Origin of the sequence: Bacillus sp. FSL K6-3149, from assembly GCF_038630515.1 — a bacterium.
Taxonomy (GTDB): Bacteria; Bacillota; Bacilli; order Bacillales; family Bacillaceae; genus Bacillus; species Bacillus pumilus.
The window spans coordinates 2723420-2743606 of record NZ_CP152034.1; the positions used below are offsets into that span (position 1 = coordinate 2723420).

The following is a 20187-nucleotide window of genomic DNA, read 5'->3' on the forward strand; positions in this document are numbered from 1 at the left end:
ATGTATCTGTTACTGAACAAATCTACTCGATTATAAATGAGACGGGTCGATTCGTAAATAACTTATAGCAGGAACATGGCCAATTCTATTCAAAAGAAATCATGCCTTCACAAATTCTTCTGAAGAGAAGGTAAAATAAAGAAAAAGGGGAGGAGAGGATCAATATGAAAAGTGAGAAGGATAAAATGATCCAAGGAAAACATTATGTATCTAGTGACCAAACCTTGATCGCAGATCGTGAAAGAGCGAGACAATTGACCTTTGCATACCAGCAAACCAATCAGCCAGAAAAAAGAACAGCCATTTTATTAAAGGAATTATTAGGCGCTTGCGGAAATGATGTCGTTTTGAACCAATAGAACGTGCAAAAGGCATTGAATTTGGCAAGCCAGTCACCATTGGAAACCACGTCTGGATTGGCGGCGGTGTTATTATTAATCCAGGTGTCACCATTGGCGATTGTGACAAAAAGTGTTCCAGCAAACGTCGTGGTTGGCGGAAATCCTGCAAAATCATGAAATATCTAGATGAATCAAAATCTGGCGAATAAGCGAAGGATTTTGATTTTCCTTTTTTGTCTCAATAAGATAAGTATACTTAGATTTGAGACATGAAAAATGTATTCGTTGTTTAACTTCCTAGAATATATATTATGTAAACTAAGAAATGAAAATAAACAGACGCAATGCAATTGTTCTGTACTAGAAGGTAAATGTGAATCCATTGTTGTACACTCCCTCTTATCCATCTCCAACTGCCCTTTTGTATGTAATATCAAAAACCTCTATGTTCAATAAATTATTTTGAATTTAATTATTGTTACCTAATTGCCATCCCTCGACTTCACCCACATATTAAAAAATGTTTTTAAAAGCTTGTTATCTTTATTGAAATACTTAACTTCAAAAGGCCTTTCGCAAAGGGTGGATCGCCAGTTAAACAAGCCCTTTCTGCCTCAAAAATCTCTGTTAAAGCCTCTTTCCTAGTATTGGGCTTATTATCACCAAATAACTCAAGACCAAAATCAATTTGTGATCTTTTAGTCGAATTAAAGAACTCTCGATTTTCTTCAATACCGATAAATTGGAGTAGTGAATTATCTGAAATAAATACAGCGCAGTGGTCACTTCCGGACCTAACTGCCCTTCCCACCCCCTGTAATCGTTTGAGCAGTTTGTGCACATCCCTCTCGCACAATAGAATTATATTGTTCTCTTGCTGTGTATGAGTTAGGCTTACCATCAAGCACGAGGATTCTGCAAGAATCCCCTGCCAGATCTACTCCATGTCATATACAAATTATCCAGTCCAATATAAACTAGACGTACTTCACATGGGACGTCTATCATGGAAACAGCTGCACTCTTTAATTTGCCTTCTGATACTACGCTTTGGGACTGGCAGCGTATCATGGAAACACAAGGAGAAGACGCCCCCAAATCAATGAAAAAGGGGCGTCCGTCTATGAAAAAAACAGGAAAGCAAGCACCAGCTAAAGGATCGATGGAACTTTGATTTAAGGCATAAATACCCGGTGAAAGCACTGCTTAAGATCGCAGGTATTCCGCGAAGTACCTACTACTATTTGGTGAAACATTGGAATCTTCATAACCGAGATGTCCATCTGAAAAAATGATTCAAAATATTTACTAAGAACATCATGGCCGATACGGATACCGCCGTATTCGTGATGAACTAGTCAATCACAAAAAAGTACAGCGCATCATGAAATCACTAGGTCTAAACGCATGGTTCGAATGCAGAAATATCGTTCATACAAAGGCTTAGTTGGCAAAGTAGCGCCTAATATTTTAGCTCGTCACCTTCAAGCTGATAAGCCAAATGAGAAATGGGTCACAGATATGACTGAGTTCAAATTATTTGGGCAAAAGCTCTACCTTTCGCTCATATTAGATCTATTTAATGGAGAAGTGTATTAAGTATCTTTAATATGTTTTATTTTTTTATCGCATGAATGTAATGAATCGTTTCAAAAGCAGATAAGTAATCATTACGATTCTTAAAATAAAGTTCATGAATTTGAGCCGGTGATAGGTGTTCGTAAATTAATAAACCGGATTTCTCTAACATCTTCTCAATTTCAAAGTAAGAAAAACATGATTTCATTGGTTCCCCGCCTATTGAAGCCATTTTCAACATATTTTCAACTCTATTAGAGGTTCCTTTTTCTTCGAATAGTTTCTCGTCTGCATAATCAAAAACGATTGAACTTCCTGATGGAACCTTGGTGAATAAATAATCTATTAAGCTTGAAACTTCCTCTTTAGTTAAATAGTATGAAACACCTAAAAGACTAAAGAACGTCTTTTTGTTATCAAATCCTTTACCTGTTAGGTTTTGATAGGACAATTTTTTTGTGAAGTCCATAGAAACAAAATGAAGATTACTTGGGATTTTTAAATTAGCCTCGTCCAGTTTTTTCTTTTTAAATTCCTGTGTAGTAGGATAATCAATTTCGAATATTTCTAAGATGTTTTCCAATTCTGGATGTCGAAAACTAAAAGTATCTAATCCAGCGCCAAGTATGACATATTGTCTTAAACCTAAAGCTACCTCATTAAGTAATACTTTTTCGCAATACGCAGCACGTGATAAGGTTATTGGAGAAAGTTGTACTTGTGTAATCCATTTTAATATTTCTTCTGTATTCCCCTCGAATTTTTGTGCGATATCTTTGTTGAAGAAATGTATGCCTTGAACCATATTCTCTTTGATGTCATTAAATTCTTTTTCGGAAATTAAGTCTTTAGCTAAATAATCATTAAAGATTTTAGGGGTATCATCAAATTGACTATGATAGGATCTGCCAAAAGCTGATATTAACGAAGTTACACTTGACTCATCTTTCTTCATACAAACACTCTCCTTTATTATAGAACAAAAAAATAGGGTTCCCCTGGCCAGGAGAACCCTATTATATAACCGAAAAAAACAAAAGTAAATTATAGCACAAATAAAAATTTTGTCAAGCGTAAATCGAATTTTTTTGTTTTATTTCGTAACCTTAAATGCTTTAACAAGGTCAATACAACTTTTCGAAATATTGTTTTATTGAAGGGAAGCTACCTTTTGGAGCACCTAATAGTTTTTCATAAATCTCGTCAATCGCATCTAGTTTGGCAATGAGCTGTTCGTGAGTCAATGAGAAAAGGCTGGGATCAAGCATAAAATGGAGTCCGACTAATAAGAATTCCGTAATTTCATCTGGAAAATCCGTGTGAAATACACCTTCTTCTACTCCTTGCTTCAAAACAGATGAAATAATTGGTACATATTCTTTTATCATGCAAACTTTCATTTTCTGATGTAGAAGAACGTTATCTTTGTGATGTAAATGAGTCATTAATCCATCACTGAAATGATTTGATGTTTCCTGTGAAAAAAACTGAATAATATTTATAAACTTCTCTATTGCTTTTAAATCGGAGTTATTATTAATTTGTTTAAACACTTGAACACTTGAATCAATAGAGTCTTGAATTACTGCGTCCGCAATTTCATCTTTTGACTTGAAATAATGATAAAAAGTGCCTTTTGCAACTCCAATTTTTTTAATAATATCGCTAATCGTAGTATTCTCGTACCCATTAGATGAAAACAAATCTTTTGCGACGGAAATAATCTCGCTTCTTCTTTCTTCGGGTTTTTTGACAATTCTTTTCATGGAACTCCCCCCTCGAGACTTATAATTGTCTTTTAAAGATACATCATTGACCGACCGACGGTCAATGATGTATTATTTATTTACTTTTAACATCTTTAAGGAGTGTGAAGAGGTGAAGAATGGAAACCAAGTGCGAAAGTATGAAGAGGAGCGCATTCGTATTGTTTTAAGAGAAATTGAAAAAAAAGTCGTTAAGTTGGATCATGATTCTGGTGGATTAAAGAAAGATGTCAATCATCTAAAGAAAACCTTTTGGGATGATGTAAAAATAAATCTAGATAATCCTGAAGATGCTGGTGAAACCTTATCAAGCATTAGACAGCAGGCGGAGATGCTGTCCGAGAGAGAAAGAACGCACCGTCAGCTAGATAAGCAGAGGAAGACCTTATCTCGATTAAAAGATTCTCCATATTTCGCCCGTGTTGATTTTCTCGAAAATGGTAAGGAGACAACAAATAACGTGTACCTTGGAGTTTCGAGTTTAATGGATGAAAATGAAGAAACATTTCTTATTTATGATTGGAGAGCCCCTATTTCCAGTATTTATTATGATTACTCTCCAGGATCAGCCCAATACGAAACAGTAGAAGGGATAATTCAAGGAGAAATAGAGTTAAAGCGTCAGTTTATCACGAGAGATGGGCAAATCAAAACGATGTTTGATACGGATGTTACCATTGGCGATGAACTTTTGAAAGAAGTACTTGGCAATAATGCGAGTACCAATATGAAAAGCATTGTTGCTACCATTCAGAAAGAGCAAAATCAGATTATTCGTAACGTGAAAAGCAAGTATTTAGTTGTACAAGGGGTTGCTGGAAGTGGGAAAACCTCTGCAGCTCTTCAAAGAGTTGCTTATTTGCTATATCACTACCAGAATGAGATCACGGCTGAAAATATTATGCTTTTTTCACCTAATTCTTTATTTAATCGCTACATTGCTTCTGTCCTCCCTGATTTAGGGGAGGACAATATGCAGCAGCTCACATTCCAAGAATATGTGGAGAAGCGTCTTGGAAAACAATTTGATGTTGAACATCCGTTTACGCAAATGGAATATATGCTTACATGTCAGGACCATAAAAAGTATCCTGCAAGAAGAAAAGGAATACGGTATAAAGCGAGTAGCGATTTTAAAGCTTTGATTGATTCCTATGTTGTTATTCTCTCGAGTGAAGAGCTTATCTTTAAAAATATTTCTTTCCGAGGAGAAATGTTGATTAGAGCTGAACAAATTAAAAACTATTTTTATTCACTAGATGCATCTATCTCCATTCCAAATCGTATGCAGTTAGTAAAGGAATGGCTTCTAAAAGAGTTAGGAAAGAAAGAAAAATTGGAAAGAACCAAAGATTGGGTAATAGAAGAAAGTGATCTGTTAGAACTTGAAGAGTATACAAAAGTTTATAGTGAGCTACTGAAGGAAGGAAGATTTTCTGAGAATACGTTCGACGATTTTGAACAGGAGCAAAAGAAAATAGCTAAAATGATTGTCAAAAAACACTTTAAACCAATACGAACAGCTGTAAAGAAACTAAAGTTTATTAATGTAGCGGCGATTTACTGTCAACTGTTTAAACAGAAAGACAACATCCTTCAAAAGCTTAAAGATACACTTCCTGAAAGTTGGGAAGAAATTTGTTCGTATACATTAAAAAAGCTGCAAAGAAAAGAAATGACGTATGAAGATGCAGCGCCTTATTTGTATCTCCAAGATAAACTTGAGGGAAAAAGAATAAACACAAGAATACGCCATTTATTAATTGATGAAGCACAGGATTATTCACCCTTTCAGTTTTTTGTTCTTAAGCAGCTTTTTCCTTATTGCCGAATGACGATTCTAGGTGATTTTAATCAGGCGATATATGCCCATACTCTAAATGCACCAACCTTACTATCAAGCGAATTATATGTAAAAGAAAATTTTGAGAGAGTAGAGTTAACGAAAAGCTACCGTTCAACTCGTCAAATCGTTGAATTCACAAAGGGAATTATAGAAGAAGGAGAAACTATTGAAGCTTTTAACAGAGATGGTCAGAAGCCTACTTTTACGAAGGTTGAGGATCTTGACACCCTTCAATCTCGAATAACACAGAAGATTCGTCAACTGCAGTCAGCAAACCATGAAACAATCGCTGTGATATGTAAAACGGGAAAAGAATGCAAGGAATCCTATGAGCAATTGAGTAAGCAAATGGATCTCAAGATGATTGAACAAAGTGCGATTTCCTATCAAAAAGGTATCTTAATTCTCCCTGCTTATTTAGCAAAGGGAATCGAATTTGATGCTGTGATCATATACGATGCTTCTAATATAAAATATGGAAGAGAATTTGAAAGGAAACTCTTTTACACTGCATGTACGAGGGCTATGCACGAGCTTCATCTTTTCTCCGTAGGGGAAATGAGCACGTTTATGAATAAGATTCCTGAAAATTCGTATGAGATTACAGTTTGAGTATAATTTCAATGAGGAATTGCTAAGCGTTTAAAAGCCGCCCTATCACTTCAATTCCTGCCAGATTTGCGGATGCTTCTTTTTCTTTGACATTAAATATGAAAGCCGATGAATCCTTAGCGTAGGAAAAATCGGCTTTATCCATCTAGAAATTGTCTTAGCGTATGTTTTCCGCGTTTGGCTGGTAGGACCCCAAAAAGAGCTGGCTCTTTTTTAAGTCATCAACTATCTGTAACTGTACGAAGTCTACATTTCTTTACTAATTTCGGAGTCAAATGATGAAATAATCTTGGAGGAATGTGTAGGTGCCGAATAGCTAACAATTTTCACCTTCTAATTCCATGGTGTTTACACTTGGTTTGCTAGGAGAAGAAAACTTTGCTACTTCTTATCTTTATTTTGATTTATTAGTCGTTTATTATGGATCCATTTTTAACTTCTATGAAAAGAGTATAAAAATTGGATCCATTAAATTATAGAATCCTTATTTCACTAGTGTCAATGAAGCATTCAATGGATCTATATTTACCTTCTTGTACATCTTCCCTTCTGTGCATCATCTCAAAAACCTCTACGTCCTCAATTAATTAAACCAGTCATAGAGGTTTTTGAGTTAAATGAGCTGTCATATGACAATTCTTAATTTTAAATAAAGCTTATTGGCTCATTTTGTTGATGAGCTGACTCCATTCCTTCTGCCAGATAGAGAGCGTTCTTTTTATCTATATCATCATCAGGCCAATTGTGGATCAGTTGACGTAATCTAACTGCAACGGTCCTACAAACATCTGGCATTAAGTAGCTATCAGAATCCGAAAGTTCCAGCAAAGGAATGATGTCATCTGCAAAGTTCTCAATCGGTGTAAGACCAATGTGCTTCGCAATGAGTAAAATCCAATCCCACGAATCATTCCTCCGTTTTCAAATTGTAATGATCAATGTTTTCAACACTCGCAAACGTCACTCCTGATTGATCATATAATAGGTCAACGAGGCACGCAACTCTCTATTCTACCTGAGTTCTGCGTGATTTTCCCCTAAGGTTATTTTGATTTAATCCCTGCACCACAAAGAGGTATGACAATGGTTTCTTCTGGTTCCTTTTGATATTTCATGTAGCCAGCAAAATTGACTGCAGATGTCACTTCGACATAAAATCCTTTTTCACTCAGTTTAGATCGTGCATTTAAGATCTCATCTTCTTCAATATCAATAAATGTACCATTCGTATCTAGTACAGCTTCTAAAATTTGTTTGGAGCGCGCCGGGGCAGCAATGGCGATCCCTTCTGCTAAGGTCCCTTTATTCGTCACAGGTGCTGCTGATTTTTCTTCATTTTGATAAGCTTTCACAAGGGGTGCACAGTTTTTCGCTTGTACTGCAACGATTTTCGGTATGTTATGAATGAGACCATTTTCAAATAACTCTTTAAAACCATAATACGCACCTAGGAGGAGAGTACCATTTCCAACCGGAATGATTAAAGCATCAGGTGCTCCTTTTAGTTGCTCATAGATTTCATAGGCGTATGTTTTTGTTCCTTCAAAAAAATAAGGGTTATAGACATGGCTTGCATAAAAAACGTCTTCGTCGTCTACTGCTTTTTGGGCTGCGGCTGCAATATCCTCTCGAGTACCACGAATTTCTTTAATCGTTGCTCCATGGGCTTTTATTTGAGCGACCTTTTTAGGAGAAGTGTCATCGCTTAGATAGATGTCACAGGCAATCTCGCAGCGTGCTGCATAAGCTGCAATCGCCGTTCCTGCATTCCCACTACTATCAGCAATCACTTTTGATACCCCGAGTTCCTTAGCCTTTGTCATCAAAACAGCGGCTCCTCGGTCTTTAAAGGATAATGTCGGCATCATATAATCAACTTTTACATAAGTGTTTGGCTCATTAGGATCTAGAACGATTAAAGGGGTTTGACCCTCCCCCATTGTGACAGTTTCCCAAGTCTTAGAATCTTTTGAAAATGGCATGGTTTCAACATAACGCCATAATGAGTTTGGATAGTGATCCCAAGCTGTGATATCTATTTTTGGGGTATCTTTCACTAGGTTTAATACTCCATCACAATCACATCTCCATAGAGTTGGTGTCATCTCATACTTTTTCCCGCAATGGTTACAAATCAATTGATTCATCAATCATCAACCCCTTCAAATATTTTTTTATACGAAATATAATTTTTTATATAGAGTAGGCAAAAAAAGATCTTAAATATATGCAATGGCATCAATTTCAATTTTGAAACCAAAATGTAATTCATTCGTTGGTACAATAGTACGTGCTGGTTTATGTTCACCAAAAAAGTCAGTATAAACCGCATCAACTTTGTCCCATAAGTGAATATCCGAAATGTATAATGTCATGCGCAAAATCTTCTCTTTGTTACTTCCAGCAGCCTCTACAATCATCTCTACATTCTTAAGCGCTTGTAATGTCTCTTCTTCAATGGGGCCGAACTCTTTTTCTCTCGTTTCGGGATTGATGGCAAATTGTCCTGAAACATAGACCGTGTTTTGATGAATGGTTGCGAATGCATAGTGTCCGTTTGATTTTAGATTTCCTACCTCGAGTATGCTTTCCATTTTGACTCTCCTTACCTCGATTTATTTTTGATTTCATCCAAATAGCTATAGACGGTTACTTTGGAAATGCCTAACATAGATGCGACCTTCTCAACAGATCCTTTCATTAAAAAAATGCCCTTTTCATCCATGAATTTAATTAGTTCAATTTTTTCATGACGTTTCATGACTGGGTGAACACTGTTTTGAATGATTTGTTGAATCAATTGATCTACTATTTCTTCCACATTTTCAAGATCATCATTTGATGTTGTTTCTTTCTCTGGAGCTTCCACTTGTGTAGAAAGAAAAGTATCCATAAATTGCTGCATTTGATGCAGGGCTTCAACATCAAAGTTGATACAGAAAGCACCAATCACTTTTTGCTTTGAATCACGTATTAGTGAAGTCGAAGAACGAATCGTACGCTTATCTTCTGTTACAAATGTATAGCCAGCCAGATAATCTTCTTTAAAATCTTCTGATTGTAATACAGTCTTTACTAGATGATCAAATGATTGGCCGATTTGTCTTCCTGTCACATGGTTATTTACTGTAAACATGACAGATGCTTGAGGGTTCGTTAAATCATGAATCACCACTTCACAATTTGGTCCAAACATTTTTGCAGTAGATTTTGCTAAAGGAATATAACTCTCTAATAAATTTTTAATATGTTCCATGCCTAAGCACCTCATTTTTTTATTCCACTAGATTATATAATTTTTTATATATAAAAACAATATATAGATTTATTTATATATCATGATGCTCACAAGATCATAAATGTGAAAATCACCATATAAAAAAAGCAGCCATTGACTGCTTTTTGCTTGTGCTCCTTTCTAATTGATTTCTTTCTGGATTCCATACAAAATGACGTCAATTCCCCACCTGAACCGTTCCATTGATATGGTATCACCTGCAAACATTTCTTCTTTTACACTATGAATGAAAGGAAAACGCGTTTTGTCTGCATCATGAAATGTTTTTTTAATGTCTGAAATCTGCGAAGAGTCATGTTTCTTCCAAGAGACCTTTTCGTAAGCTACCGAAGATACGTATAACAGCAATAGGTCTACTCCCCATGCAGCGGATGTAGATTTGATCCCGCCTTCATTTAATGCAGCGAGAATACGTTCGGTCAACTGAAGAAAGTTCGTTCCTTGCGGGATGGTGGAAAGAGAAATTTCAGCGAGACCAGGTTTTTCGAATAGCAGTAGGAAATAAGTATGCAATATGTCAAATAACTGTTCTTTCCATGTGCCATTCTCTGAATCTGGGTAAACCATTTGGCCGAGACCATAATCCAATACGTAAGCACTGAGTTCTTGAAAATTGTTCACGTAGACATACAAGGATGCAGGTCCCGTATCCAATGCTTTAGCCACCTTACGCATACTCATGCCCTCTATCCCTTGCTCCTTAAGAAGCTCATAGGCCGTTTTCACAATGAGCTCACGGCTTAAGGGCTCTTTAGCCGGCCGAGACCGGCGACTTATAATACGACGATTTGAATTGTTCATACTCTCTTTATAACATGTCAAAGTAAAATAGTAAATTGAGCATCAATCACCGTTTTCTTGAAAAGAATTCATCATATCTGCAAGCTTGACCGCAGCGTCTTTTGAAAAACACAGTTTTAAACTATTCTCCGATTCATGTGCCTTTTCCGATGAATATTCGTACATCATGTCTTCGTATTCCTCAATGGCCTTTTCAATATCATGAGGATGTCGGACAATAGCAAGTGCTAGCTCCCTTGCATCAAACATCGCCATGTTTACACCCTCGCCTGCGAATGGTGACATGACATGAGCTGCATCACCGATAAGCGTTACTCCTTTATGACGGTTCCATTTAAAACCGGTAGGAAGCGTATAAATCCGTCTTGGAATGATGGCATCTTCTGCATAACGAATATACTTTTTCAGCTGATCATCCCAATCACTAAATAACTCTAATAATTGTTCTTTTGCTTCTTTCGCTTGATGAAACGGTATACCACAAGTCTCGATCCAGCTGCGTTCTACCATAAGGCTTGCATACACTTTGATTCGTCCATCTCCGTTCAACTGCCCAATTATCCCTTTGTGATCAGCTAAAGCAAACATCTTACCACGTTTATTAAATTCAGCTAAATCAGGGTGGTTCGCCTCTACGCTTAGGACATTCAATTCCAGCATCGTGAGCCCAGAGTATTCAATCTCAATATCTGTTAACAGAGGACGCACACGAGAAAATGCACCATCAGCCCCAATCAAAAGGTCAACTGTCTCGACAACCCCGTTTTCAAAATGAAGCTCCGTCATGCCGTTTTCTAATGAAACGCATCTTTCTAGTTTATATCCATATTTGATGTTTGCAGCATCAATTTGATCTAACAGCAGTTCGCACAACACACCACGATCAATTTCTGGACGAGTGCCTTTTTGATCTGATTCCGTTTCTTCATCTAAATAAATTCTTCCTGATTTATCAAGTAATCGGAAATCTTCTCCTTCATAACGGGCATTCCTTTGAAATTTCTCATAAACTCCTGCTTCTTTTAATGCTTTTTGGCCTGTTTCTTCGTGAATATCCAGTGAGCCTCCTCGTTCAAGACTCTTGTCATGCATCTCCCGTTCGTAGATGGTTGTTTGTATACCGTAATTCTGCAGAATTAAGGCGAGTGTTAGCCCCCCAGGTCCTCCTCCAATAATAGCGATTTGCTTTTGGTTCTTAGATAATGCCGTCATCGTATGCATCTCCTCTTCTTTTATGGAAATCGTTTAAAGCTACATCTCATTTATATTATAACGAACATTGTTCGTAAAGAACAGTGTTCGTTTGAAATTTGTTTGTTTCACGATTGTGTTTTAATGAAAAGAAACCACTCGCCCGCCATCATATGATACACTCCATCTAGGAATATTAAAGGTTTTCATTGTTCAAATTGTGAGTGTAAGAGGTGTTTCTATGAATAAATTATTGGCAATGTTGATATTAGGATTGGGCTTTAGTGGTGCCGCGCTCATTCTTTCTGTCCCTTTGTTATTCAAATCCAAATTAGAACAATCTGGGCTGATGTTTGCTGCTGGATCAGCAGGCGCTTTCGCAGTTTTTGCTATCTCATGCCTAGTTCTTCGAAAACGATTCAATCGCTAAAAAACCTAAACACAATCTATCATTGGAACAATGGAGATGTGTTTACGTTTTTGTGACTTACCTTGATATGAATTTAAAGAATGTGATATAAGCTGACTCATATCACAAAAAGTCCATTAAAAAACATAAAGATTAACACACGAAAAAAGAGAGGTTGTTGACTGCTCTTTTTGCTTATGAATTAAATAAGTTATTCAACTTTAAACTGACTCTTTAAAAGGCTGCTATCAGCAGCTTCCCCTATCTCACTTGTTGCTGGTTTTCTTGATTAAGTCTACACCTTCATATGACAGGCTTTCTACACGTACAGCCTTTTGCAGGATGTAATGATCAAAAAAGGTCTTCGTATAGTCCGTCACAAGATTTCGCATCTCTAATACATCCCTTGTGCCTCTAAGTTCCTCATCTACACCGGTAAACACGATGTCACAGTAATCTAAATGTGCAGCACCATCAACAGAGAAATAATAGGTTTCCATGCTGTTGTTATCACCAATGATCGCATTCATATAATAATTCGGTTCAGAAAACAGGAGCAAAAAGGGTTTATTGAGGTCGCTGTCGAGAAGGCCGAATGCACCACTATCTAAGCCAACCCCGCAGACAAACCGGTCGTCATCCCGGCAAACAATAGCCGCTGTAGGCCCGCCATAAGAATGCCCTGCGATGCCCATGCCGATGCCGAGCAGCAGTCTGTTACGAAAGATAGACTTCCATTCTCCAGAGTCTAGTTTGTGAAGATAATCGGCTACGTACCTTACATCTTCTGCCTGTTGTTCACTATATCTTGTTAACTTGTTAATGGTTGGCAAGGTAAGGACGTTACGGCACATCTCAATAGCCGTTTCATCGTCAGGCCGCATTTTCATCTTACTAGCCAGCGCCATCATCTCTGGATCTTCAGAAAACGTCATTATGACATCCGAAAAATCCTTTGAGACATTCACCAGCTTCCCATCTTTCCGTTTATACATGGTGCTATCCTGATGACCGATACTGACGACAACATACCCTTGGCTTGCCATGTCTGTACAGATGGCTGTCCCCCATTCTGGTGAACCACCCCCGCCGCAAACATAGAATACCACTGGATAGCGCTTTTCCTTCCCGGAAAGAGCAAGATCGTCATAACAATGAGTCTTGATATCGGTAGAGAAGAAGTTTATTTCCTTCAAATATTCAGTGACAAGTGGCTGCTCATGAAGCATCTCGTAGACTTCAGGAAACATGTACGTTGATGCAGTCTTCCCTTCGCTGCTATCAGATGGATAGTATATAAACGCGGTCAATTCTCTTTTTGAGTGATCTGATGCGGTATACTCAAAATCCATCTGGATTCGGCCGGCTATATAGCTACCGATTGGTTTTGGGAATGTGTCATACCTTTTCATTCTTTTATGCCCCTTTCATCTTGAAAATGGATATCTGTTCTTTGCTGGGTGAGTATCGTTTTGTGATATAATCTTGAGTCAAATACAAGTGATAAGAAAAATGAAATGAACTTGCTGAATGGAATTCTTGATTGTAAAAAATTCTGAAGAAATGATAGGGTGATAGCGATGAGAAGACTTGAGTCTGGTATATCAATAGACTACGAATCATTTTCTGATATTGCCAGGTATGAACACGAAACAATCAGCAGAACGACAATCATCAACTCAAATGTTCGTTCTCCTATTTTTTGGAGCTGTCACCTGGATCATCTTGTATTTGATACGTGTGATCTCACGAATGCAAGATTTTTTGCCGGTAGTACGATTGATCATTGTACTTTTAGTCGTTCCGACTTGCGTTCTGTGGGCATTGGCAAAAACGAAGCTGTCTTCACCAATTGCGTATTTTCTTCTTGCGATATGAGGGGAATGACCTTGGAGAATGCTACGTTTATCGATTGCATTTTCTCTAAATGTAGATTCAATGACCGCGTTTTACAGGTAGCGAATATCGTCAATTGTACCTTTGCTGGTAAGCTAATAGATATAACGTTTGAGGGAAATGGCAAACAAAAGCTGATCGCCGATTTTGAAAACTGCACCCTTGACGGTGTTCGTTTTACAGGCTGTGACCTGTCGGCATGTATTCCGCCAGCATCCAAAAACCAACTCTATGTTGAAAAGGTATCTGCACGAGTGAAAATGGCTTTGGAGAAGGTAAATGATGACCCTGCTCTTTCTGACGATGAACGGAAAATACTAGTGCGTAGTCTGCGCAAGCTTGAGCATATGGAACAGTATATTTTTAACATGAATCATATGGAGAAAATATATGGGGTTGCTTTTGTTGAGCGATTTTTCAGTCATCTTGGATGCAGTAAGGATCACACTTGACGTTTTCTGCATCCATCCTCCTACTGTATATCTATGGGGCACATCAGCTTCGAGTATATTTGAGCGGTATGAGTTCTTCGATTTTCACCTTGACCAGCTCCCCAGCCATCTCGATGATGACAAAACATGCTGGTCCGAAGTCTGAAATGAGCTCTCGGCAGATGCCGCAAGGGCTTACTACCCTAATTTTTCTATCTTCTTCATCTGAATAGGGGTGTCTCACTGCCACAATTGTATCAAAATCCTTATGTCCTTTCGATAAAGCACTGCCAATCGCAATGGCTTCTGCACAAACAGTTACCCGTCCGATATAGGCTTCTATATGGACAGCCGACATTATTTCTCCTGTTTTCATGCGGATCGCTGCCCCTACATGGTGTTTATCATCTTCATAAAGACTGATAATCTTCTTTTTTGCTTCGTCTATTAATTCAAGATCTTCTTGGGATAAATCAAAAGTTTCCAACGTGTTCTCCTTCCCCTTCCATGCTCGTATCTATTATACCAAACATTAGGTAATGAACTGTTTGCCCGAAGATGAGTGGAAACAAAAATAAAGCTTATGTTTGCAGGCATAAGCTTCTTTATGCTTTTTTATAGCGTTGAATCATAAATTGGATGATTTTTGTGATGAGAGAGGTACACATGCATAGAAAAGTCATTGCGACGACCCAATACATATTCGACAAATCGAACCCCGTATAGGCAAAGATAAAAACGGTTGAAGCTGCAAATGTGATCACTAGAACGACGTAGACCCGCTTAAAGATGAAATAGCCGACAATCCCCCATATCAAAGATAACAAAGGCAATGTAAACAAGATCAGAGCCATAGGTTGAAGAAAGGAAACAATCATCATTCACTCTCCTTTACTAGCCGTCATTTATTTAAATCCAATGAAGAAGCGAACAATCATTATATTAATGGGAAATACGATCGTTGTAAACAAAAATTGGAATTTAAGGAAGTGGAATCTGTAGTGAATGGATATTGTGATTATATTTAAAAAGACTGCTTAAAAGGAAGCAGTCTTTTTGGTGTGAACGGAATCCCTAACGATTGATCACCTGAATGATTTTCTCCTGAGCATCTTGTGCCTCAGGGATTGGCATGACAACAAATACATGAAGCATTTCAGGATAAACAAAGGTTTTGATGTCAATTCCTTGTTCTGTTAGTTTTTCATCGAGCTTTATGGCATCTGGATATAACATATCATGTGTTCCAATGAAATGAGTAATCTTCGCAAGTCCTTTGAAGTCACCGTAAATGGGACTGATCATTGGGTCAGTTACATGTTGATCAGCTATCCAAATCTTTGCAATGGCTTCCATTCCTTCATAACCTAGAATCGGGTCCTTTTTTGCATATTCAAACATGAGAGGATTGCTTAAGCTCATGTCGACACATGCAGATAATAAAATAATATCCTTCGGCTGTGGCAGATTCTCCTTCTTTAAAAGGTGCGCCAGACCAAGTGAGATGTTTCCACCAGCTGAATCTCCCATAATCGTCAATTGATTGGCACTTCCGGCAGTTTTCAGAAGGTCTTTATATAGGTTAAGAATTTTCGGATACGTATCCTTATAGCTATAATGAGGCACTTTTGGATAAATAGGAGCGACCACTTTCGCACCTAGTGATTGCGCCATTTTATCCATGAACCACCAGTGGACATTCAAAGGCTGATTTGTCCATGCACCGCCATGTAGATAGAGAATGACTTTTTGATTTTGTGATGCTTGTTCATTTAATGTGAAAACTTGCATGCCTTCGAATGTTTGCTCTTGTACCTCACTCATTAACTTCACATCATCTCCAATGGCATAAGGCTGCGTATTTTCAATTCCTTTTTGCTCAAGAAATTTTTTTGTGTGCTCGATACTAGAAAAACTCTCTTTATTACTTTGCGAAGCGAATAATGTTTCAAATTGAATACTTTCTTCAGAACGTTCACCATGATAAATTTCTACACTCATTTTTTTCTCTCCTTTCACTCAATATGATGATTGATCATCCTCATTTGGTACACGAAATGATTCCAGGTAGACTTGTACTTTTTTTTCAGGAGTTTTTAATAAGTTAGATAAAAGGTCTTGAATGAGACGAAGGCTTTTGATTTTCCTTTCAATTTCTTCATGTTTAAGATGGACAATTTTTCTTAGCGTATCAAGTTCTATGTCTTGACTTAGCATGTCCATGATTTCAGCTATTTCCTTTAATGAATAACCCAATGTTTTCGCATCTTTGATCAATTGAATCTTCACAACATAGTCTTCTGTATAGAATCTGTAACCGTTTGAACGTCGTCTTGGAGCAGGTAATATGTTGTGCTCTTCATAGTAACGAATTGCGGCAGGACTTATTCCTGTTTTTTTGGCAAGTTCTCCTCTAGTCATCAACTCCATCGTTACTCCTTTGTCATTATTTTGTCTTACTATATATATATTATAAAGGTTGAACTATACTTCAAGGTCAAGGTGAAACATTTATTGGCTTGCTATGACATGATTTGGGTTTCTTTTCGGTAAACAAATAAAACACCATCGCACCCGGCAAATAAAGGCGGGCGCAATGATGTTTTCATCATTCAATCTGGATTATGATAAATCTTCTCCATTTGTTGCAATCACATTTTTGTACCAGTAGAAGGAATCTTTTCGGTAACGATTTAATGTACCATTCCCTCTATCGTCTTGATCTACATAGATCAAACCATAGCGTTTACTCATTTGAGAAGTTCCGCAGCTAATTAAGTCGATGCATCCCCAAGGCGTATACCCCATTAAGTCGACACCTTCTTTGACTGCTTCTTTCATTTGTTCAATATGTTGTTTTAAATAATCAATTCGATAATCGTCGTGTATTTCTCCGTCTGGTGTCAATGTATCTCTTGCGCCAAGTCCATTTTCACAAACAAATAAAGGCTTTTGGTATCTGTCATACAGCTTGATTAATGAAATGCGGAGTCCCATCGGATCAATTGGCCAATCCCATTGTGATAGCTCCAAATGCTCATTTTTGATTGGACTATCAAATGTACCCGCTAGCTCAGCCGCATCTTCTCGCGCTTCTGCAACGTGGGACATATAGTAGCTGATTGCCACAAAATCAACAATGCCCTCTTTCAAAATTTGTTCATCCTGCTCTTTGATATCCAGCTTGATGTCGTTGTCTGCAAAGTATTTTACCATGTATGTTGGATATTCTCCTCTAGCTTGAACATCTGGATAGAACATATTCAATTGGTTCGATTTTACCGCTTGCAGCTGGTCCTCTGGCTTTGTTGTTTTTGCATAGGCTTCAATTTGGTTAATCATACAGCCAATTTGTGCATGAGGAATGATTTCTTTTGCTGCCTTCACTGTGAGAGCGCTGGCGATAAATTGATGATGTGACGCTTGATACGCAGCCTGTAATTTATGGTCTACTAGGTCCTCTAAAATTCCAGCACCGGTGTAAAGGCTGTTGAGGTTCATATTCATTTCATTGAATGTAATCCAATACTTCACTTTATCTTTATATCTTTCTAAAATGGCGCGGGCATATTTTTCAAACAACGGCACAAGCTCTCTACTCATCCATCCATTATATTTCTCTGTTAAAGTAATCGGCATTTCATAGTGAGACATCGTGACTAACGGTTCAATTCCATATTTCGCACATTCATCAAATACTTGATCATAAAAAGCCAATCCTTCTTCGTTCGGCTTTTCCTCTAAACCAGTTGGGAAGATTCTTGCCCATGATATAGACAAGCGAAACACTTTAAAGCCCATTTCTGCAAATAGTGCAATATCCTCTTCATATCGATGGTAAAAATCGATTCCGCGTCTTTTCGGGAAATCAAATTCATCAGGTTGTTCCTTGTATCTTTTTAATTCAGCTGAACTAACATCGAAAGTAAAGTTGTTCACTTTTCCTTTTTCATAAGGATCTTTATATGCAGCAAAGTCTGACGTCGATAGGCCCTTGCCACCTTCTAAGTACGCGCCTTCTATTTGATTGGCAGCAGTTGCGCCACCCCATAAAAAATCATCTGAAAATCCTTTTTTTACATTCTTCATTTCAATCATCCCTTCTCTTTATATTAGTGAATAAGCATTAAGAGCTTATTTTGACCTGCGGTGACATGAGCGTCACCTGTATGAATCACATCAAGGTATTGCGTTGAATTTGTGACGATAATAGGTGTCACTACATCTAAATGGTTTGATTGAATTCCTTCTATATCAAACGATAATAAATGATCCCCGGTCTTCATCTCATCGCCCTCTTTTACCAGTACATCAAAGAATTGGCCATTTAGGCTGACGGTATCAATCCCCACGTGGATCAATAATTCAATTCCATCATCTGAAACGAGTCCGATGGCATGTTTAGTAGGCGTAACAGTCACTACTTTTCCTGAGAACGGTGCTTGTACCACCCCCTTATCAGGCAAAATTGCGACTCCCTTCCCCATCATTTCACTTGAGAACACTGAATCATTCACTTCAGATAAAGGAATGACCTTTCCACTCATAGGTGCTTGAACTTCGAAAGGGCTTGTTTGTCTAGACATTTGTTGATTCTCTGTACTCACAGTGTGATTTGGCTTTTCTGCTGCTTGCTCGTTAACGGTGACTGACTCCTTAAATCCAAGGAAAATGGTGACGAGAAGTGACACAATGAAGCTCAAAGCGATTCCAATCAGAGCCAGCTGGAAATTATTCGTTCCTTTCATAATGTAAGTGGGCAGTGAAGTAATGCCTGGGATCGAAAAGGCTGTCGTTTTAACTGAAAATAAACCGTAAAAGCATCCACCGACTGCGCCGCCAATTAATGAAGCATAAAAAGGTTTTTTTAGTCTAAGCGTGACTCCATAAATGGCTGGTTCAGTGATACCAAAGAAACTAGGAAGCAATGTTGAAAGCGCTAAAGACCTTGTTTCTACCCTTTTGGTGCGGATGATGACCCCTAACACAGCACCTGCTTGTGCCATATTCGCAATGAAATTCATCGGAAGCAGCATGATATCGTAACCCACTTTTTCAAAGCTGGCTAACGTGCTTGGGAAGAATGCGTAATGCATCCCAGTTAACACAATGAGTGGCATCAAGCCGCCCATTAATAAACCGGCAATCGGACCAGCGAAATTGAACAAAGAAGTGAAAAAGATTTCTAAATACTGCCCGGAAACGTTTCCAATAGGAGCTATAAAAGCCAGTGTAAGAGGAGCCGTGATCATCAGGCTCAGTACCGGTGTAAATACGATACTTAAGGATTTTGGGATCGCTTTTGTTATCCACTTATCGACAAAGCTTAGTAATAGCACACCTAAAATAATTGGTAATACGGAAGATGTGTAATTATTTAGTGGAATACTTAACCCTAAAAAGCTTAACGGGTCTGCTCCTTTTGCTGCACCTTCGATCATCGTTGGATATAGTAAAATTCCTGCTAATGCGAGCGCGAGAGATTCTCTTGTTTTAAACTTCTTCGCTGCCGAATAAGCAATGAGGAAAGGTAAAAAGTAAAAGACAGCATTTGAAAAGATTTGAAGCACTTGATAGGTAGCGCTTGTTTCCGTCAGCCAGCCTAAGCTAACAAGCAGTGCCATGATCCCTTTGATCAATCCACTCCCAACAATCGCTGGCAAAATAGGTGTGAAAATCCCGCTGATCACATCGAATACGACTTCAATTGGATTCATCTTTGACGTGTTTTTAACAGGAGCAGATTCATTGCTGCTATGACCAACCAGATGATCAATTTCCTCATAGACCTCTGCTACCTTTGCTCCAATAATGACTTGGAATTGTCCACTTTGAAATTGTGCACCTAAAACCCCATCTAATGTTTTCAGCTCATCTACTTTTACTTGGCTTTCATCGTTGAGATTAAATCTTAGTCTCGTGATACAATGCCAACTTTGAGATATATTTTCGGTTCCACCGATTAAATTCACAATTTCTTGAGCCAATTCTTTGTTTTCCATGCCTTCACCCCTTCAT

19 protein-coding genes and 2 pseudogenes are annotated in these 20187 nt (G+C 37.9%); 6 read left to right on the forward strand and 15 right to left on the reverse strand.

The window, feature by feature from the left end:
• Positions 1-185: 185 nt before the first annotated feature.
• Both MHB83_RS13765 and MHB83_RS13770 read left to right on the forward strand, forming a co-directional pair.
• Entirely contained in the window at positions 186-359 is a 174-nt protein-coding gene (locus tag MHB83_RS13765) for a maltose acetyltransferase domain-containing protein (protein WP_249118362.1), read from the forward strand.
• Positions 350-518, forward strand: a pseudogene (locus MHB83_RS13770) (acetyltransferase); the annotation flags it as partial. The gene MHB83_RS13765 and the pseudogene MHB83_RS13770, both read left to right, overlap by 10 nt.
• A gap of 349 nt (positions 519-867) precedes the next feature.
• Here the strand turns inward: MHB83_RS13770 and MHB83_RS13775 are convergent.
• Positions 868-1182 carry a hypothetical protein gene (locus MHB83_RS13775; RefSeq protein ID WP_335355678.1) on the reverse strand — a complete coding sequence of 105 codons (315 nt, stop codon included), beginning with the start codon at positions 1180-1182 and terminating at the stop codon, positions 868-870.
• A 112-nt stretch (positions 1183-1294) separates the two neighbouring features.
• Here MHB83_RS13775 and MHB83_RS13780 point away from each other — a divergent pair.
• Positions 1295-1934: pseudogene (locus tag MHB83_RS13780) on the forward strand (IS3 family transposase); the annotation flags it as partial.
• Between the two features lie 22 nt (positions 1935-1956).
• On the opposite strand, the gene MHB83_RS13785 reads toward MHB83_RS13780, so the two are convergent.
• The gene (locus tag MHB83_RS13785; protein ID WP_050944886.1) at positions 1957-2874 is read right to left on the reverse strand and encodes a class I SAM-dependent methyltransferase; all 918 of its coding nucleotides are present in this window, start codon (positions 2872-2874) and stop codon (positions 1957-1959) included.
• Between the two features lie 169 nt (positions 2875-3043).
• Positions 3044-3685: a TetR/AcrR family transcriptional regulator gene (locus tag MHB83_RS13790; protein ID WP_050944885.1), complete on the reverse strand. Its 642-nt coding sequence runs from the start codon at positions 3683-3685 to the stop codon at positions 3044-3046.
• A 112-nt stretch (positions 3686-3797) separates the two neighbouring features.
• On the opposite strand from MHB83_RS13790, the gene helD reads away from it, so the two are divergent.
• A complete protein-coding gene (helD, locus tag MHB83_RS13795) occupies positions 3798-6143 on the forward strand; it encodes an RNA polymerase recycling motor HelD (protein WP_342496401.1) in 2346 nt (781 codons plus the stop codon).
• A 1043-nt stretch (positions 6144-7186) separates the two neighbouring features.
• On the opposite strand, the gene MHB83_RS13800 is transcribed toward helD, so the two are convergent.
• The 5 genes from MHB83_RS13800 to MHB83_RS13820 all read right to left on the reverse strand — a co-directional run bounded on the left by MHB83_RS13800 (position 7187) and on the right by MHB83_RS13820 (position 11454).
• The gene (locus tag MHB83_RS13800; protein WP_253622571.1) at positions 7187-8290 is read right to left on the reverse strand and encodes a threonine synthase; all 1104 of its coding nucleotides are present in this window, start codon (positions 8288-8290) and stop codon (positions 7187-7189) included.
• 72 nt (positions 8291-8362) lie between these two features.
• The gene (locus MHB83_RS13805; RefSeq protein ID WP_050944882.1) at positions 8363-8737 is read right to left on the reverse strand and encodes a RidA family protein; all 375 of its coding nucleotides are present in this window, start codon (positions 8735-8737) and stop codon (positions 8363-8365) included.
• Positions 8738-8748: 11 nt separating this feature from the next.
• Positions 8749-9399 (reverse strand): PAS domain-containing protein, encoded by a 651-nt coding sequence (locus MHB83_RS13810; RefSeq protein WP_137054543.1) that lies wholly within the window; start codon positions 9397-9399, stop codon positions 8749-8751.
• 162 nt (positions 9400-9561) lie between these two features.
• Positions 9562-10242: a TetR/AcrR family transcriptional regulator gene (locus MHB83_RS13815; RefSeq protein WP_170965983.1), complete on the reverse strand. Its 681-nt coding sequence runs from the start codon at positions 10240-10242 to the stop codon at positions 9562-9564.
• A gap of 42 nt (positions 10243-10284) precedes the next feature.
• Positions 10285-11454, reverse strand: a complete 1170-nt coding sequence (locus MHB83_RS13820) for an NAD(P)/FAD-dependent oxidoreductase (protein WP_050944880.1) — start codon at positions 11452-11454, stop codon at positions 10285-10287.
• Between the two features lie 220 nt (positions 11455-11674).
• Between MHB83_RS13820 and MHB83_RS13825 the strand changes: the two genes are divergently transcribed.
• Positions 11675-11863 (forward strand): hypothetical protein, encoded by a 189-nt coding sequence (locus tag MHB83_RS13825; protein WP_253622570.1) that lies wholly within the window; start codon positions 11675-11677, stop codon positions 11861-11863.
• A 245-nt stretch (positions 11864-12108) separates the two neighbouring features.
• On the opposite strand, the gene MHB83_RS13830 is transcribed toward MHB83_RS13825, so the two are convergent.
• Positions 12109-13254 (reverse strand): choline esterase, encoded by a 1146-nt coding sequence (locus MHB83_RS13830; RefSeq protein ID WP_253622569.1) that lies wholly within the window; start codon positions 13252-13254, stop codon positions 12109-12111.
• 168 nt (positions 13255-13422) lie between these two features.
• Here MHB83_RS13830 and MHB83_RS13835 point away from each other — a divergent pair, with 168 nt between their 5' ends.
• Positions 13423-14190, forward strand: coding sequence for a pentapeptide repeat-containing protein (locus MHB83_RS13835; protein ID WP_253622568.1), 768 nt, complete (start codon positions 13423-13425; stop codon positions 14188-14190).
• Between the two features lie 43 nt (positions 14191-14233).
• Here MHB83_RS13835 and MHB83_RS13840 read toward each other — a convergent pair whose 3' ends face one another.
• The 6 genes from MHB83_RS13840 to MHB83_RS13865 all read right to left on the reverse strand — a co-directional run bounded on the left by MHB83_RS13840 (position 14234) and on the right by MHB83_RS13865 (position 20171).
• On the reverse strand, positions 14234-14656 hold the full coding sequence (locus MHB83_RS13840; RefSeq protein ID WP_268458542.1) for a cytidine deaminase: 423 nt from the start codon (positions 14654-14656) through the stop codon (positions 14234-14236).
• 118 nt (positions 14657-14774) lie between these two features.
• Positions 14775-15047 (reverse strand): DUF2651 family protein, encoded by a 273-nt coding sequence (locus tag MHB83_RS13845; RefSeq protein WP_050944871.1) that lies wholly within the window; start codon positions 15045-15047, stop codon positions 14775-14777.
• 196 nt (positions 15048-15243) lie between these two features.
• Positions 15244-16170 (reverse strand): alpha/beta hydrolase, encoded by a 927-nt coding sequence (locus MHB83_RS13850; protein ID WP_342496402.1) that lies wholly within the window; start codon positions 16168-16170, stop codon positions 15244-15246.
• Between the two features lie 18 nt (positions 16171-16188).
• Positions 16189-16599 carry a MerR family transcriptional regulator gene (locus tag MHB83_RS13855; RefSeq protein WP_342496403.1) on the reverse strand — a complete coding sequence of 137 codons (411 nt, stop codon included), beginning with the start codon at positions 16597-16599 and terminating at the stop codon, positions 16189-16191.
• 192 nt (positions 16600-16791) lie between these two features.
• A complete protein-coding gene (locus MHB83_RS13860; RefSeq protein WP_106032518.1) occupies positions 16792-18267 on the reverse strand; it encodes a family 1 glycosylhydrolase in 1476 nt (491 codons plus the stop codon).
• A 14-nt stretch (positions 18268-18281) separates the two neighbouring features.
• The gene (locus MHB83_RS13865; RefSeq protein WP_251190467.1) at positions 18282-20171 is read right to left on the reverse strand and encodes a beta-glucoside-specific PTS transporter subunit IIABC; all 1890 of its coding nucleotides are present in this window, start codon (positions 20169-20171) and stop codon (positions 18282-18284) included.
• Between the last annotated feature and the right edge of the window lie 16 nt (positions 20172-20187).

Coding starts and splice junctions, on each gene's coding strand:
- MHB83_RS13865 (WP_251190467.1), bottom strand. CDS start 20,171: ATGGAAAACAAAGAATTGGCTCAAGAAATTGTGAATTTAATCGGTGGA.
- MHB83_RS13800 (WP_253622571.1), bottom strand. CDS start 8,290: ATGAATCAATTGATTTGTAACCATTGCGGGAAAAAGTATGAGATGACA.
- MHB83_RS13850 (WP_342496402.1), bottom strand. CDS start 16,170: ATGAGTGTAGAAATTTATCATGGTGAACGTTCTGAAGAAAGTATTCAA.
- MHB83_RS13855 (WP_342496403.1), bottom strand. CDS start 16,599: ATGGAGTTGATGACTAGAGGAGAACTTGCCAAAAAAACAGGAATAAGT.
- MHB83_RS13830 (WP_253622569.1), bottom strand. CDS start 13,254: ATGAAAAGGTATGACACATTCCCAAAACCAATCGGTAGCTATATAGCC.
- MHB83_RS13835 (WP_253622568.1), top strand. CDS start 13,423: ATGAGAAGACTTGAGTCTGGTATATCAATAGACTACGAATCATTTTCT.
- MHB83_RS13805 (WP_050944882.1), bottom strand. CDS start 8,737: ATGGAAAGCATACTCGAGGTAGGAAATCTAAAATCAAACGGACACTAT.
- MHB83_RS13825 (WP_253622570.1), top strand. CDS start 11,675: ATGAATAAATTATTGGCAATGTTGATATTAGGATTGGGCTTTAGTGGT.
- MHB83_RS13845 (WP_050944871.1), bottom strand. CDS start 15,047: ATGATTGTTTCCTTTCTTCAACCTATGGCTCTGATCTTGTTTACATTG.
- MHB83_RS13815 (WP_170965983.1), bottom strand. CDS start 10,242: ATGAACAATTCAAATCGTCGTATTATAAGTCGCCGGTCTCGGCCGGCT.
- MHB83_RS13790 (WP_050944885.1), bottom strand. CDS start 3,685: ATGAAAAGAATTGTCAAAAAACCCGAAGAAAGAAGAAGCGAGATTATT.
- MHB83_RS13820 (WP_050944880.1), bottom strand. CDS start 11,454: ATGACGGCATTATCTAAGAACCAAAAGCAAATCGCTATTATTGGAGGA.
- MHB83_RS13765 (WP_249118362.1), top strand. CDS start 186: ATGATCCAAGGAAAACATTATGTATCTAGTGACCAAACCTTGATCGCA.
- MHB83_RS13810 (WP_137054543.1), bottom strand. CDS start 9,399: ATGGAACATATTAAAAATTTATTAGAGAGTTATATTCCTTTAGCAAAA.
- MHB83_RS13785 (WP_050944886.1), bottom strand. CDS start 2,874: ATGAAGAAAGATGAGTCAAGTGTAACTTCGTTAATATCAGCTTTTGGC.
- MHB83_RS13860 (WP_106032518.1), bottom strand. CDS start 18,267: ATGATTGAAATGAAGAATGTAAAAAAAGGATTTTCAGATGATTTTTTA.